The sequence below is a fragment of the Spirillospora sp. NPDC048911 genome, from assembly GCF_043198015.1.
Taxonomy (GTDB): domain Bacteria; phylum Actinomycetota; class Actinomycetes; order Streptosporangiales; family Streptosporangiaceae; genus Spirillospora.
Genome location: NZ_JBICUD010000011.1, coordinates 168050 through 182226 on the forward strand (window position 1 = coordinate 168050; position 14177 = coordinate 182226).

Annotated in this window: 14 protein-coding genes; 11 read left to right on the forward strand and 3 right to left on the reverse strand. The window is 70.9% G+C overall.

Annotation, left to right across the window (positions count from 1 at the left end):
* Positions 1-49 precede the first annotated feature (49 nt).
* Positions 50-880, forward strand: a complete 831-nt coding sequence (locus ACGFNU_RS40025) for an SAM-dependent methyltransferase (RefSeq protein WP_392601829.1) — start codon at positions 50-52, stop codon at positions 878-880.
* Positions 881-884: 4 nt separating this feature from the next.
* Here ACGFNU_RS40025 and ACGFNU_RS40030 read toward each other — a convergent pair whose 3' ends face one another.
* Entirely contained in the window at positions 885-1418 is a 534-nt protein-coding gene (locus ACGFNU_RS40030; RefSeq protein WP_392601830.1) for a ferritin-like domain-containing protein, read from the reverse strand.
* Between the two features lie 109 nt (positions 1419-1527).
* Here ACGFNU_RS40030 and ACGFNU_RS40035 point away from each other — a divergent pair, with 109 nt between their 5' ends.
* Positions 1528-3171, forward strand: coding sequence for an amidohydrolase (locus ACGFNU_RS40035; RefSeq protein WP_392601831.1), 1644 nt, complete (start codon positions 1528-1530; stop codon positions 3169-3171).
* A gap of 214 nt (positions 3172-3385) precedes the next feature.
* Positions 3386-4165, forward strand: a complete 780-nt coding sequence (locus ACGFNU_RS40040) for an RNA polymerase sigma factor SigF (RefSeq protein WP_392602067.1) — start codon at positions 3386-3388, stop codon at positions 4163-4165.
* Here ACGFNU_RS40040 and ACGFNU_RS40045 read toward each other — a convergent pair.
* A complete protein-coding gene (locus tag ACGFNU_RS40045; RefSeq protein WP_392601832.1) occupies positions 4152-4964 on the reverse strand; it encodes an aminotransferase class IV family protein in 813 nt (270 codons plus the stop codon). The two genes, ACGFNU_RS40040 and ACGFNU_RS40045, sit on opposite strands and share 14 nt — an antisense overlap.
* 182 nt (positions 4965-5146) lie before the next feature.
* On the opposite strand from ACGFNU_RS40045, the gene ACGFNU_RS40050 reads away from it, so the two are divergent.
* The 3 genes from ACGFNU_RS40050 (at position 5147) to ACGFNU_RS40060 (ending at position 7447) form a co-directional block, all read left to right on the forward strand.
* A complete protein-coding gene (locus ACGFNU_RS40050; RefSeq protein WP_392601833.1) occupies positions 5147-5488 on the forward strand; it encodes a HEAT repeat domain-containing protein in 342 nt (113 codons plus the stop codon).
* A gap of 96 nt (positions 5489-5584) precedes the next feature.
* Positions 5585-6094 carry a VanZ family protein gene (locus tag ACGFNU_RS40055; protein ID WP_392601834.1) on the forward strand — a complete coding sequence of 170 codons (510 nt, stop codon included), beginning with the start codon at positions 5585-5587 and terminating at the stop codon, positions 6092-6094.
* A 180-nt stretch (positions 6095-6274) separates the two neighbouring features.
* Complete coding sequence (locus ACGFNU_RS40060; protein ID WP_392601835.1) at positions 6275-7447, forward strand: PP2C family protein-serine/threonine phosphatase; 1173 nt, start codon at positions 6275-6277, stop codon at positions 7445-7447.
* Positions 7448-7460: 13 nt separating this feature from the next.
* On the opposite strand, the gene ACGFNU_RS40065 is transcribed toward ACGFNU_RS40060, so the two are convergent.
* On the reverse strand, positions 7461-8357 hold the full coding sequence (locus ACGFNU_RS40065; protein WP_392601836.1) for a LysR family transcriptional regulator: 897 nt from the start codon (positions 8355-8357) through the stop codon (positions 7461-7463).
* 162 nt (positions 8358-8519) lie between these two features.
* Between ACGFNU_RS40065 and ACGFNU_RS40070 the strand changes: the two genes are divergently transcribed.
* The 5 genes from ACGFNU_RS40070 to ACGFNU_RS40090 all read left to right on the forward strand — a co-directional run bounded on the left by ACGFNU_RS40070 (position 8520) and on the right by ACGFNU_RS40090 (position 14172).
* On the forward strand, positions 8520-9305 hold the full coding sequence (locus tag ACGFNU_RS40070; RefSeq protein WP_392601837.1) for an ABC transporter ATP-binding protein: 786 nt from the start codon (positions 8520-8522) through the stop codon (positions 9303-9305).
* Entirely contained in the window at positions 9302-10063 is a 762-nt protein-coding gene (locus ACGFNU_RS40075; protein WP_392601838.1) for an ABC transporter ATP-binding protein, read from the forward strand. Before ACGFNU_RS40070 ends, ACGFNU_RS40075 begins: the two co-directional genes overlap by 4 nt.
* Entirely contained in the window at positions 10060-11931 is a 1872-nt protein-coding gene (locus tag ACGFNU_RS40080) for an AMP-dependent synthetase/ligase (protein ID WP_392601839.1), read from the forward strand. The genes ACGFNU_RS40075 and ACGFNU_RS40080 overlap by 4 nt, the downstream gene beginning before the upstream one ends.
* A gap of 112 nt (positions 11932-12043) precedes the next feature.
* On the forward strand, positions 12044-12931 hold the full coding sequence (locus ACGFNU_RS40085) for a branched-chain amino acid ABC transporter permease (protein WP_392601840.1): 888 nt from the start codon (positions 12044-12046) through the stop codon (positions 12929-12931).
* A 185-nt stretch (positions 12932-13116) separates the two neighbouring features.
* Positions 13117-14172, forward strand: coding sequence for a branched-chain amino acid ABC transporter permease (locus tag ACGFNU_RS40090; RefSeq protein WP_392601841.1), 1056 nt, complete (start codon positions 13117-13119; stop codon positions 14170-14172).
* Positions 14173-14177: the final 5 nt, after the last annotated feature.

Below are 14177 nucleotides of genomic sequence, written 5' to 3' on the forward strand. Positions count from 1 at the left end.
TGTCTTGAACGGACGGGCAATGACAATTCCATTATCTGGAGGTCGGGCGATGGAGTCCGCTGACGCCCCCAAGAGGGAATCCGTGCCGGGGCCGACGGAAGAGATCGACACCAGGGTGTCCCACGTCGCGCGCATCTGGAACTACTGGCTGGGCGGCAAGGACAATTACCCCGTCGACCGCCAGGTCGGCGACCAGATCCTGGAGATGCTCCCCGACGTCGCCACCCTCGCCCGCGCCTCGCGCGCCTTCCTGAGCCGCGCCGTGCGGTTCCTCGCCACCGAGGCGGGGGTGCGGCAGTTCCTCGACATCGGCACCGGCCTGCCCACCGTCGACAACACCCACGAGGTCGCCCAGCGCGTCGCCCCCGACTCCAAGATCGTCTACGTGGACAACGACCCGCTCGTCCTCGCGCACGCCCGCGCGCTGCTGACCAGCACGAGGCAGGGCGCCACCGCCTACATCCACGAGGACCTGCTCAATCCCGAGCAGATCCTGGAGAAGGCCGCGGCGACGCTCGACTTCGACCGGCCCGTCGCCCTCATGCTGATGGGCATCGTGGAGTTCGTCCCCGACGACGAGCAGGCCTACGACATCGTCCGCCGCCTGAAGGACCGCCTCTGCCCCGGCAGCTTCCTCACGCTCTACGACGGCACCAACGTCATCCACAAGGAGGCCTCCGACCAGATCGTCGAGGTCTGGAACAGCTCCGGGAACGCGCGGCTGGCCCTGCGCACGCCCGACCAGATCGGGCGCTTCTTCGACGGGCTGGAACTGCTGGATCCCGGCGTGGTGTCGGTCTCCCGCTGGCGGCCGGAGGCCACTCCCTGGGGCGAGCCCGACGAGGTCGACGCGTTCGGCGCGGTCGGGCGAAAGCCGTGAGAGCTCAGATTCCGAGCAGGTCGACCAGGTCGTCGGCGTGCTCCTCTTCCTCTTCCAGGATCGACTCCATCAGGCGGCGGGTGGTGGGATCGCCGTCGCCCAGCCACCTGATGATCTCCTGGTAGGTGGAGATGACGATGCGCTCGGCCTCCAGGTTGTCGCGCAGCATCGTGGTCAGGTCGTCGTCCCGCGGCGTCGTGTAGTCGGTGTGGGAGCGCTCGGCGAGCTTGGCGGGATCGAAGTCGGGTGAGCCGCCGAGCTGGCTGATCCGCTCGGCGGCGCGCAGCGCGTGGTCCATCTCCTCCTTCGCGTGCTCGGTGAACTCGGCCGTCACCTGCGCACGGTCGATCCCGGAGGCGGAGATCGCATGGCGCGTGTAGCGGAGCCAGCAGACGACCTCGGTCGCGACCACGTCGTTGAGCACCTCGATGACACGATCGGTGTCACGTCCGTACGTGCCGGTGACCGGCCCGGCGTCCATCTTCTGGCGGACCTGCTCGCGGATGCGGCTGACGTCCAGGGCGAAGTCGTCGGTCATGGAAGGCTCCCAGGGCGAAGGCAGTGAACGCCTCGTTGATTCCCGGACCTCGCCCAAGGGAGGGGCCCGAAGGAGTAAAGCGCCGAGCATGATCGGAAGGTGGGGCCGGATGAACCACGCTGACCTGTTCTTCACCGGCGGTCCTGTGATGACGATGGATCCGGCGCGTTCCCGGGTCACCAGCCTGGCCGTGCGGGACGGCCGGATCGTGGCGGCCGGCCACGACGAGGTCAAGGAACTCGTGGGCCCGCGCACCGAAGTGGTTGATCTGCGCGGGAGGTTGCTGCTGCCCGGGTTCCAGGACGCCCACGTCCATGCCGTCATGGGCGGGGTCGAGCTGGGGCAGTGCGATCTGACCGGCACCACCGACGTCCGCGAGTACGTGCGCCGGATCGGCGAGTACGCCGCCGCCCACCCCGGCCTGGAGTGGATCACCGGTGGCGGCTGGTCCATGGAGAGCTTCGACGGCGGCGTCCCCACCCGGGACCTGCTCGACGCGATCGTCCCGGACCGGCCCGCCTACCTGATCAACCGCGACCACCACGGCGCGTGGGTCAACGGCCGCGCCCTGGAGCTGGCCGGTGTCACCGCCGCCACCCCCGACCCCGCTGACGGGCGCGTCGAACGGGACGCGGACGGCGCGCCCGCCGGCATGTTGCAGGAGGGCGCGATGACGCTCGTCGGCGCCCACGTCCCGGCCGTCACCGCACGGGAACGGCTCGCCGGGCTGCTCCGCGCGCAGCGGCTGCTGCACGGCCTCGGCATCACCGCCTGGCAGGACGCCCTGCTCGGCGGCGCGGACGACGGTTACCCCGACCCCTCCGACGCCTACCTCTCGGCCGCCGACGACGGCAGCCTCACCGCGACCGTCGTCGGGGCCCTGTGGTGGGGCCGGGGCAAGGGGACCGAGCAGATCCCGGCGCTGCTGGAACGGCGCGACCGGCTCACCCGCGGCCGGCTGCGCTGCACCACCGTGAAGATCATGCTGGACGGTGTCGCCGAGAACTTCACCGCCGCCATGACCAGCCCCTACCTGGACGCCTGCGGTCACGCCACCGGCAACAGCGGCATCGGCTTCTTCGATCCGGACGCGCTCAAGGAGCATGTCGCCGCACTTGACGCGCTCGGCTTCCAGGTGCACTTCCATGCGCTGGGCGACCGGGCCGTGCGCGAGGCGCTCGACGCGGTACAGGCGGCCCGCGAGGCCAACGGCTGGCGAGACACCCGCCCGCACCTGGCGCACCTCCAGGTCGTGCACCCCGACGACCTCCACCGGTTCCGGCGGCTCGGCGCGACGGCGAACATCCAGCCGCTCTGGGCCGCCCACGAGCCCCAGATGGACGAGCTGACCATCCCGTTCCTCGGCCCCGAACGAGCCGCCCTGCAGTACCCCTTCGGGAACCTGCTGCGCGCCGGAGCCACCCTGGCGGCCGGAAGCGACTGGCCCGTCAGCAGTCCCGATCCCCTCAAGGGCGTCCATGTCGCCGTCAACCGCGTCGTGCCCGGCCGCCGCGCCGAGCCGTTCCTGCCCGGGCAGGCGCTCGACCTCACCGCCGCGCTGGCCGCCTACACCGCCGGCTCCGCGTACGTGAACCATCTCGACGACACCGGCACGCTGCGGCCGGGCGACCGCGCCGACCTCGTCGTCCTGGACCGCGATCCCTTCGACGGCCCGCCCGGCGCCATCGCCGAATCCCGGGCCGACCTCACCTACGTCGACGGCGTCCGCGTCCACACCGCCCCCGGCGCCTGAACCGAGAATGTGACGCAGCTATCACCGGCCAACGGCGGGCCGTGGATTGAGGGGCGTTCGAGCGGGCATGCTCGGCGAGCAATTCAGACAGATCGTCGAGCTAGGAAAGAGGAGCGACGTGACGCTGACCGCGGACCTGCTTGTGGAGGACCACCTCGCGGACGACCGCCTCGCGGACGACAGTCCCGCCGACGAGCGCGCCACCGGCGACCGGCTGGATTCGTTCCGGCGGCTGCGCCAGTACCCCGAGGGGCATCCGGAATGGTGGCGGATCCGTGACGAGATCTTCGAGCGGTACCTGCCGATGGTCCGGGCGCTGGCCGGCCGGTTCGCCCAGCGCGGCGAGCTCAAGGAGGATCTCCAGCAGGTCGGCATGGTCGGGCTCGTCAAGGCGGTCAACCGGTTCGATCCCGACCGGGGCATCCCGTTCGAGGGGTACGCGACCCCCACGATCGTGGGCGAGATCAAGCGCCACTTCCGGGACCGCGGCTGGGCGATCCGGCCCCCGCGCAACATCCAGGAACTGCGCAACGAGCTCAACAAGGCGCGCGCGGACCTGACGCAGCGGCTCGGCCGGTCCCCCAAGGTCAGCGAGCTCGCCGAGCACACCGGCCGCGACCACGAGGAGATCATCGAGGCGATCGCCGCCGGCGAGGCCTACCAGACCCGGTCGTTCGACCAGCCGGCCGGGGACGACGACGAGGGCGGTCCCGCCTACGCCGACCTGCTCGGGTACGAGGACGAGCAGCTCAACGTCGTGGAATACCGCGAGGCACTCAAGGCGGCGCTGGGGCGGCTGCCCGCCCGCGAGCGCCGCATCGTGCTGCTGCGCTTCTACGGCAACCGCACCCAGTCACAGATCGCGGACGAGATCGGGATTTCCCAGATGCACGTGTCCCGGCTGCTCTCCCGGAGCCTGGAGCAGCTGCGCGCGGAGGTGGGCGCCACTCCCGAGCCGGCGCCCGCGGCCGCCGCGGCCCTCACGGGTAGCTGAGCGGTTCGGCCTGGTAGGCCTTGTGGAGGAGCGCCACGAAAGGCCCCGCCTCGGGCAGGGGCACGGTGCCGATCCGCCGTACCGGAACGCCGGGCGTCCATGAGTTCATGACCACCGCCCCGGTCAGCGCCGGCAGGTCGGTGAGCGTGATCTCCTGCTCGCGCTGGCGGACGCCCAGGCGGTCCAGCTGCCGCCGGACGACGGCCATCGTGATCCCGCCCAGCTTCTCGGCCACGGGCCACACCACGGCCGTGCCGTCCCAGAAGGCCAGGTTCCAGATCGTGGCCTCGCTGAGCCGGCCGCGGCGGTCGAGGAAGGCGGCGTCGTCGAAGCCCTGCCGGACGGCCCGGCGGAGGTGGTAGGTCTTGGCGACCTCCCCGACGTGCTTCACGGCGGGGAGCATCCGCTCGTGCTCGACCGCGGCCAGCGACAGCGGACCCGCCGGGCCGGACGCGGGCGGGCCGGTGCGGACCAGGAGCTGGGGCTCCCGGTCCGCCGCGGTGAACTCGCCCGCCGACGAGTAGACCGTGGCCGTCAGCGAGAGGTCGGCCGGGCCGTCCTCCAGCGCCGTCCTCAGGTAGGTCCGCACATGCTCATCGGGCAGTGCCCGGCCGAACATCTCCACCGACGCGTTCCGGAGCCGCTCCAGGTGGAGGTCGAGGGCGCGGATCCGCCCGTCGCGCACCTGCATGGCGGTGAAGTGGGCGTAGCCGGCGAAGGCGAGCGGCGCCAGGTCCCCGGCCGTCATGGGCCTGCCGTTCCGCTGGACGGCGAAGGACGTCCGGGTTTCCGTGCTCACGATGGTTCTCCTGCTCGGTAGAGTCGTCTCAGCGCATGCAACTAACAGCGTGTGCAATTAGCAGCGCATGCGATAGTTGCACACGCACTATATTGCACGAGCAAGGAGTTGGGCGCAAGGAGGCGCGGCGGTGAAGATCACCAGCGTCTCCCCTTGTCGGTGGCCGGCCCTAGGCTCGGGGCATGTCGCGGCGACGTTTTGACCAGGCCATGCACCTCATGCGCGATAAGGACCCCCGGGTCCGGGAGAACGCGTTCGACTTCCTGCGCGAGCACGCCGACGCGTACGTCGACGAGCTCATCGCGGAGTTCGCGGCCGAGCGCGACGATCCCGGCCTGCGCTGCTGGCTGCTGGAGCTCATCGCCGAGGCCCGCTCGCCGGCGGCGCTCGGCGTCTTCCGCGACCAGCTGGAGAGCATGGACGAGTCGTTGAGCTTCTGGGCGGTCCGCGGGCTGGAGATGCTCGACGACCGGGCGGCCGGGCAGGTGCTCGACCAGGCCCGCGCCCGCGGCTTGATCTCCTGACCTGCGGACCCGCCCGGCGCCCCGAAATGGGCGGATTACCCGGATAGAGGAAGGGAAGGAACGCAACCACCGTGGCGGGTGATCGAGGAGCGGGACGTGGACACGCAGGTGCAGATGAACCAACCCCCGGCGACCCCATCCACCGCGACCCGAAGACTCCCCGGCTGGCTGGTCACCGGCTTGCGATGCCTGGCGGTGGTGATCGCGCTCGGCGTCCTGGGCCTGTTCTCCTACGTCGCGTTCAAGCTCACCCTCACCCCGATCCACGACAACGGGCAGGCGGGCGGCAACACCGACCCGGGGCGGTCGCTGCGGTTCTATCTCGACCAGCCCGCGAAGGACGCGCTCATCCAGCTCGGCGGCAACCTGATGCTGCTGGCGCCGCTCGGGATCCTGCTGCCGGTGGTGTCGACCCGGCTGCGGGGGCCGGTGCGGCTGTTCCTGATCGGCGGGGTGGTCTCACTCATGATCGAGACCACCCAGGGCCTGCTGGTCCAGGGCCGCGCCTTCGACGTCGACGATGTGATCCTCAACGCCGCCGGCGTCGTCCTCGCCTACCTCCTCATCGGACGCAAGGTCTCGCACGTGGCGCGCGGACGCGGCTAGCCGGACCACGCGCCCAGCCGTAAAACGCGCGCAGCCGTACCATCGGGCGGGTTCCGCGCCGTCCGCCGATACCGGCTTCGGGCTCCGCCGTTTCGCCCACCGGGAAGGGCAGCGGGCTACCCTTCCCGGTGGGCCGCGGGTCTCCGGGACCCGCCGGCGAGGACACGAAGGCCGAATCCGATGGACGAAGATCCGCTGCGCAGTGCCGAACACGCCATCTGGCTGGCGCTCCCGCACGCCGTCGCGAGCACGGCGATCGACGTGGTCATGGACTACTTCCCCGTCGCCGGAGCCGAGATCCTGCTCGCCGACTACCCCAACACCTTCCTCATCCCGGTCGCGTCCGGCCTGGACCCGCTCCGGGTGGACAACACCACGGCGGGCCGCGCGTTCGCCGCCCAGCGGACCGTCGTCGAGGAGTCCGACGGCGCCGACCGGCCGCACCGCGCCCACCTGCCCCTGACCGTGCACGGCGACCGGCTGGGCGTCATCTCGCTCACGAGCCTCCTGCCGTTCCGGCCCGACGAGCTGGAGCAGTTCGCGGCCATCGCCGTCGTCCTGGCCCGGGCCCTGAAGCTCGCCGATTTCAGCACCGACCTCTACCGGCGCATCCGCCGCCGCCACCGGCTGACGCTCGCCGCCGAGATGCAGTGGGACCTGCTTCCCGGCCGCTCGACCGCGCGCGAGGAGTACACGCTCGCCGGCCAGCTCGAACCCGCCTACGCGGTCTCCGGCGACAACTACGACTGGGCCGCCACCGCCGACCGCCTCACGCTCACCGTCACCAACGGTTCCGGGCAGGGCACGCAGGCCGCGCTGCTCACCCATCTCGCCATCAGCGCCATGCGCAACGCCCGCCGCTCGGGCGCCGGCATCCTGGACCAGGCCACCCTGGCCAACGAGGTGATCTACTCGCACCACGGCGGCCACCAGCAGCTGGAGACGCTGCTGCTGGAGTTCGAGGTGGCCAGCGGCCGGGTCCGCGCCGTCGACGCCGGGTCCCCGCAGACCCTCCGGATGCGCGGCAGCAAGGTCGAGCCGGTCGAGTTCAGCGCGCAGATGCCGCTCGGCATGTTCTACGACACCGTCTACACCGAGGAGTCGTTCTTCGTGGAGCCCGGCGACCGGCTCTTCATCGTGAGCGACGGCGTCCACGGGGCGCTGTCGCCCGGCGGTGTCGCCTACGGATCGAGCGCCCTCCCGCGCGCCCTGCGCGACACCCTCCTCCAGGGCCCGTTGGAGGCCGTGCGGAATCTCTCCCGCAACCTGCTGGACTACCACGAGGGCGCCGACCTCCGCGACGACGCCGTCGTGCTGTGCCTCGACTGGAACGGGAGCCCGGCCGGCTCCTGACGGCGGGCCGCCGCTAACGGCGATCGGCGGCGAGCTCTTCGAGCACCGCCACCGCGGCGGCGATCGCGGGATGGTCGCCCGATCCCGACCGGACGAGCACCTCGGTCGTGCGGCCCTTGCCCTTCATCGGGATGATCGCGACCCCCGGCGGCGGGTTCCCGCACAGCAGGCCCGGCAGGATCGTCACGCCGAGCCCCAGCGCGACCAGGGCCAGCGCGGCGGCCAGGTCGGTGTACTCGTGCTCGATCACCGGGGTGAAACCGGCGCTGTGGCAGGCGTGCAACGTCACGTCCCGGCAGCTGCTCGGCGCGGCGGTTGTGATCCACTTCTCGTCGCGCAGGACCACCGGCCCCTCCCGCTCGACGGCCGGGCGGAGGCGCTCGGGGACCGCCAGGGCCAGCGGGTCGTCGAAGAGCGGCCGGACGGTGAGGCCCGCCGGCGCCGGGGTGCCGAGATGCAGGTAGCGATAGTGCAGCGCCACGTCGAGGTCGCGGCGCTTCAGCATCGGGACCACGTCCTCCGGCTCGGCCTGGGTGAGCCGGGGCCGCAGGCCGGGGTGGCGTTCGGCGAGCGCCGCGACGAACGGGGCGGCGACGGGCACGAGCGCGCTCGGGAAGCAGCCCACCCGCAACTCGCCGACCACTTTGTCGCCGAGCGAGCGGACGATGCTCTGGGCGCGTTCCAGCTCGGCGAGCACGTGTTCGCTCTGCCGGGCCAGCGCGGCGCCGACCGCGGTGAGCCGCACGGTCCGGCCCTCCCGGTGCAGCAGCGCCGCGCCGGTCTCGTTCTCCAGCGCGCGCAGTTGCTGGGACACCGCCGACGGCGTGACCTGGTGGATGTCCGCGACCGCGGTCACCGTGCCGTAGTCCGCGAGGTCCCGCAGCAGCACGAGCCGCTTCACATCGAGCATGAGGACAGCTTGGCAGGTGGGGTCCACGGGGCGTTATCAAAGAGAGACGGGCGGGACAGATACCGCTCTTGTCTCATGGTGAGATGCAGGTCACACTCTACTGACATTGGGCCGAGCTGGATTTCCACCAACGAGCTGGATTCCCACCACCGGACGGCGCTCATGCTGAGTGTTCGGAATCTCGAGGTCGTCTACCACGATGTGATCCTGGTCCTGCGAGGCGTCAGCCTCGAGGTCCCCGAGGGCGAGATCGTCGCGCTGCTGGGCGCGAACGGGGCGGGCAAGACCACGCTGCTCCGCGCGATCTCCGGGCTGCTCGACGTCCATGACGGCGAGGTCACCAAGGGCTCGGTGCTGCTGGACGGGCGTCCGATCCACGAGCTGTCCCCGACGCGGGTCGTGCGCCTCGGCGTGCGGCAGGTGATGGAGGGGCGCCGGATCTTCGCCGAGCTGACGGTCGAGGAGAATTTGCGGCTCGGCGCGCACACCAACGCGGGCGGGCTCGCCGAGAACCTCGACCGCGTCTACGGGCTGTTCCCCGTGATCAAGGAACGCCGCAGCCGCACGGCGGGCTACCTGTCCGGCGGCGAGCAGCAGATGCTCGCGGTGGGCCGGGCCCTGATGTCCGAGCCCAAGCTGCTGCTGCTGGACGAGCCGAGCCTGGGCCTGGCGCCCAAGCTGGTCGAGCAGATCCGCGACATCATCGTGGAGATCAACCGGCAGGGCACCACGGTGCTGCTGGTGGAGCAGAACGCGACGATGGCGCTGGCGATCGCGGGCCACGGCTACGTCCTGGAGACCGGCAAGATCGTCATGGACCGGCCGGCCCGCGAGCTGCTCCAGGACGAGGACATCCGCGAGTTCTACCTCGGCCTGGGCGCGGAGGGCGCGGCGCGCTCGTTCCGCGACGTCAAGCACTACCGGCGGCGGAAGCGGTGGTTGTCGTGATCCTCGAACTGGCCGACGTGCGGCTCTCGTTCGCGGGGGTGGCGGCGATCGACGGGGTCTCGTTCGGGGTCGAGCCGGACGAGCTGTTCGCCGTCATCGGGCCCAACGGCGCGGGCAAGACCTCGATCTTCAACGTGATCTCCGGCGTCTACCGGCCACAGGAGGGCCGGGTCACCTTCGACGGCACCGACCTGCTCGGGCGGCGGCCGCACGAGATCGCGGGCCTCGGCATCGCGCGCACGTTCCAGAACGTCGAGCTCTTCGCCAACCTCACCGTCCTCGACAACCTGATGCTGGGCCGCCACCAGCAGCTCCGCTACGGCGCGCTGGCCGCGATGGCCTGGCTCGGGCGGGCGCGCAAGGCCGAGCTGGCCGCGCGGCTCGCGGTCGAGGACATCATCGACTTCCTGGAGCTGGAGCAGTGGCGGCGGCACACGGTCGGCCTGCTGCCGTACGGGGTGCAGAAGCGGGTCGAGCTGGGCCGGGCGCTGGCGCAGGAGCCCAAGCTGCTGCTGCTCGACGAGCCCGTGGCCGGCATGAACCTCGAGGAGACCGAGGACATGGCCCGCTACATCCTCGACATCCGCGAGGAGCTCGGCATCCCGATGATCCTCGTCGAGCACGACATGGGCCTGGTGATGGACCTGGCCGACCGGGTGCTCGTCGTCGACTTCGGCGTCCCGATCGCGCTGGGCGCCCCGGCCGACATCCGTACCGACCCCGAAGTCATCAGGGCCTACCTGGGGAAAGCCTCATGACGGAGCTGAAGACCACCACCGAACGGCCGGCGACCACCACGACCACGATCGCCACCAGGGTCCGCGACCACGCCGCCAGAACCCCTGACCGCGTCGCGATGCGCGAGAAGGACTTCGGCATCTGGCAGGAGGTCACCTGGCACACGTACTGGGAGACCGTGCTGACCGTCGCGCACGGGCTGCTCGCGCTGGGGGTCGAGCCGGGCGACCGGGTGGCGGTGCACTCGGAGAACCGGCGCGAATGGCTCTACAGCGACCTGGCGACCGTCGCGGTCCGCGGCACCACGATGGGCCTCTACCCCACCAACCCCGCGGCCGAGGTCGGGTACCTGCTGCGGCACTCGGGCTCGAAGATCCTCATCGCCGAGGACCAGGAGCAGGTCGACAAGGCGCTCGCGGTCACCGGCGACCTGCCGGGCCTGGAACGGATCGTCTACATCGAGCCGCGCGGCATCAAGAACCACTACACCGACCCCCGGCTGATGTCGTGGGACGAGCTGTGCGAGCTCGGGACGCGGCACCGCGAGGAGTTCCCCGGCGCGGTGGAGGAGCGCATGGCGGCGGCGCGGCCGGACGACGTCATGGTGCTGGTCTACACGTCCGGCACCACCGGCCCGCCCAAGGGCGCGATGCTCACGGTCACGAACGTCGAGTTCGCCATCCGGGTGCTCATCGAGGAGGGCGGCTTCACCACGCCGCCGCCGACGCCCCGCGACCTGGCCCTGTCGTACCTGCCGCTCTGCCACGTCGCCGAGCGGATCTTCACGGTCTGGTTCAACGCGTCGTCCGGCATGCAGGTCAACTTCGCCGAGTCGATCGAGACCGTTCCGGTGAACCTGCGCGAGGTGCAGCCGACGATCCTGTTCGGCGTGCCGCGCATCTGGGAGAAGATCCTGGCGAGCGTGGAGATCCGGCTCGGCTCGGCGAGCCCGGTCAAACGGTGGACGACGCGCTTCTGGCTCAAGCTGGCCGACCGTATCGGCGACACGCTCGTCCGCCGGGGCGGACGGCACACCCCCGCCACCCGCCTGATGTACGCGGTGGGCTGGCTCCTCTGCTTCCGTGCGCTGCGCGAGCGGATCGGGATGCGGCGCGTCCGGTACGCGGCGTCCGGGGCCGCCCCCATCGCGCCGGAGGTGCTCAAGTTCTTCATGGGCATCGGCGTCCCCATGCACGAGGTGTACGGGATGACCGAGAACACCGCGATCGCGACCTCCAACCGGCCCGGCCGGGTCAAGCTCGGCACGGTCGGCGAGGCGCAGCCGGGCTGCGAGATCAGGCTGGACGACGACACCGGCGAGATCCTGACCCGCCATCCCGGGGTGTTCGCCGGGTACTGGCGCGACGAGGAGGCCACCCGCCGGGTCGTCGAGCCCGACGGCTGGCTGCGCACGGGCGACGTGGGCGAGTGGGACGGCGAGCATCTGCGCATCACCGGCCGGATGAAGGAGATCATCATCACGGCGGGCGGCAAGAACGTGGCGGCGCCACTGATCGAGAACGAGCTGAAGGTCTCCCCCTACATCCGCGAGGCGATCGTCCTCGGCGACCGCCGCGCCTACCTCACCGCGCTCATCGGCATCGAGCTCGACACCGTGGGCGAGTGGGCGACACGCCGCCGCCTCGCCTACACGACCTACCGCGACCTGTCCGAACGCGCCGAGGTGCGCGAGCTGGTGCAGGAGATCGTGAACGGGGTCAACGAGGGGCTCGCCCGGCCCGAGCAGCTCAAGGACTTCCGGCTGCTGCCCAAGGAGCTCGACCACGAGGACGGCGAGCTCACCGCCACCCAGAAGGTCAAGCGCACCGCCATCGAACGCGCCTTCGCCGACCTGATCGACGACCTGTACGGAAGGTCGCCCCGGTGACTGCGAGCAGCCGCGCGGCGGCCGGACTGAGGAGCGGCGGGAGCTTGCGACCAGAGCGACGAGGGAAGCCGCCGCGAAAAAGCGGCTGCGAGCCGCCGAGCGGAGCGAGGCCATGACAGAGTTCTGGCAGAGCGTGGCACGCGGGCTCGGCAACGGGTCCATCTACGCGCTGCTCGCGCTGGGCTTCGTGATCATCTACAAGTCCACGCGGGTGATCAGCTTCGCCCAGCCCGCGTTCATGCTCACCGGCGCCGTCCTGGTCACCTATCTCGCCGCCGAGGTCAACTTCTTCCTGGCGCTGCTGCTGTCGGCGGTCGCGGTGGCGCTGCTGGCGCTCGGCGTCGAACGCGTGGCGGTCCGGCCGATGGTCGGCAAGCCCGTCTTCGTCGTCGCGATCATCACCCTCGGGCTCGACATCGTCATCCGCGTCATCGTCAACGGCTTCATCGGGCTGGACGTGCGGCAGGTCGGCGACCCGTGGGGGTTGCGGACGGTCGACCTGCTCGGGGTGCCGGTGCAGCAGCGGTACCTGGCCATGCTGTTCACCACCGCGCTCATGGTCGCCGCGCTGTTCGCGTTCTTCCGCTACACGCGCTTCGGCCTGGCGATGCGGGCCGCCGCGTTCGACCAGGAGACCTCGCTCGCGCAGGGCGTGCCGGTCGGCGCGGTGTTCGCGACCTCGTGGGCGATGGCCGGCGGCCTCGCCGCGGTCGCGGGCGTGCTGGTCGGCAGCGGCGCCAGCGTCGACCAGAACCTCTGGATCATCGCGCTGAAGGCGCTGCCCGCGATCATCCTCGGCGGCCTGGACTCGCTCGGCGGCGCGGTGCTCGGCGGGCTCGCGGTCGGGCTGGTGGAGTCGCTGGTCGGCACCTACCAGGCCGACCTCGCGCCCTGGCTCGGGCAGAACTTCGCGGTCGTGTCGCCGTACGTGCTGATGCTGCTCGTCCTGCTGATCAGACCGTACGGGTTGTTCGGGACTCCGGAGGTGGAGCGCGTATGAGCACGCTTCGGAGAAGCGCCGGGGGGCGTGGGGGGTCGGCCCCCCTCGGGAAAGCAGGGAGCACGCTTCGGAGAAGCGCCGGCGGGCGTGGGAGGTCGGCCCCCCTCGGGAAAGCAGGGACTTCTCTTCTGGAACGCCGGCGGCCGCGGGGGAGGCCGCTGCTCTACACCTCCTACAAGCAGGACATGGCGCTGCTCGACACCCCGGCCAAGCGGCGGTGGCTCAGCGCGCTGCTGGTGGTCGCGCTGCTCGCGCCGTTCATGCTGACCGACGACATCCTGCAACTGCTCGCGGTCGGGTTCGTCGCGTCGATCGGGGCGATCGGGCTCAACATCGTCACCGGGTACGCGGGCCAGATCTCGCTCGGGCACGCGTTCTTCCTGGCGATCGGGGCGTACACGGCCGCCGCCGTCTCCGGCGACCCGGACGGCAAGGTGATCGGCTTCGGTGTCACCTCCATCCTGGTGTGGCTGCCGGCGGCGGGCCTGGTGGCGGCACTCGCGGGGGTGATCGTGGCACCCCTCGCGACCCGGCTGCGCGGGCTGTACCTGGCGATCGTGACCCTGGGGCTGGTGTTCCTCGGCGAGCACATCTTCAAGGAGTGGGACAGCCTGACCGGCGGCCCCGGCGTCGGGCGGCCCGCGGCGGTGCCCGAGCTGTTCGGGGTGCGGCTGGACGAGGCGGGCGCCTACAGCAAGGAGCAGAAGCTCTACCTGCTCATGCTGGTGATGCTGGTGCTCTTCGCGGTGCTCGCCCGCAACCTCATGCGCTCGCGCGTCGGCCGCGCGTTCGCCGCCGTCCGCGACCGCGACATCGCCGCCGCGATCATCGGCGTGGACCTGCGCCGCCACAAGCTGCTCGCCTTCGCGATCTCCTCGTTCTACGCGGGCGTCGCGGGCGCGCTGATGTACACCGTCGCCGGCTACTTCGACCCCGGCTCGTTCAACCTGCTGCTGTCCGTGCAGTTCATCGCCATGATCCTGATCGGCGGGGTGGCCACGGTGAGCGGCTCGATCATGGGCGCGATGTTCATCACGCTGCTGCCCCGCATCACCCGCGAACTGCCCGGCGTGCTGCCGTTCATCAGTTCCGAGTCCAAGGACACGCCCAACGTCTTCCAGGTCGAGAGCGTGTTGTACGGCCTGCTCATCATCGTCTTCCTCATCCTCGAGCCCCGCGGCCTGTTCGGGATCTGGACCCGGATCCGCAACTACTGGAAGGCCTGGCCCTTCAGCTATTAGGAGCC

Bases quoted from the DNA above. Each gene is read 5' to 3' on its own strand.
- ACGFNU_RS40025 (WP_392601829.1), top strand. From the start codon at position 50: ATGGAGTCCGCTGACGCCCCCAAGAGGGAATCCGTGCCGGGGCCGACG.
- ACGFNU_RS40070 (WP_392601837.1), top strand. From the start codon at position 8,520: ATGCTGAGTGTTCGGAATCTCGAGGTCGTCTACCACGATGTGATCCTG.
- ACGFNU_RS40060 (WP_392601835.1), top strand. From the start codon at position 6,275: ATGGACGAAGATCCGCTGCGCAGTGCCGAACACGCCATCTGGCTGGCG.
- ACGFNU_RS40035 (WP_392601831.1), top strand. From the start codon at position 1,528: ATGAACCACGCTGACCTGTTCTTCACCGGCGGTCCTGTGATGACGATG.
- ACGFNU_RS40090 (WP_392601841.1), top strand. From the start codon at position 13,117: ATGGCGCTGCTCGACACCCCGGCCAAGCGGCGGTGGCTCAGCGCGCTG.
- ACGFNU_RS40085 (WP_392601840.1), top strand. From the start codon at position 12,044: ATGACAGAGTTCTGGCAGAGCGTGGCACGCGGGCTCGGCAACGGGTCC.
- ACGFNU_RS40030 (WP_392601830.1), bottom strand. From the start codon at position 1,418: ATGACCGACGACTTCGCCCTGGACGTCAGCCGCATCCGCGAGCAGGTC.
- ACGFNU_RS40065 (WP_392601836.1), bottom strand. From the start codon at position 8,357: ATGCTCGATGTGAAGCGGCTCGTGCTGCTGCGGGACCTCGCGGACTAC.
- ACGFNU_RS40050 (WP_392601833.1), top strand. From the start codon at position 5,147: ATGTCGCGGCGACGTTTTGACCAGGCCATGCACCTCATGCGCGATAAG.
- ACGFNU_RS40080 (WP_392601839.1), top strand. From the start codon at position 10,060: ATGACGGAGCTGAAGACCACCACCGAACGGCCGGCGACCACCACGACC.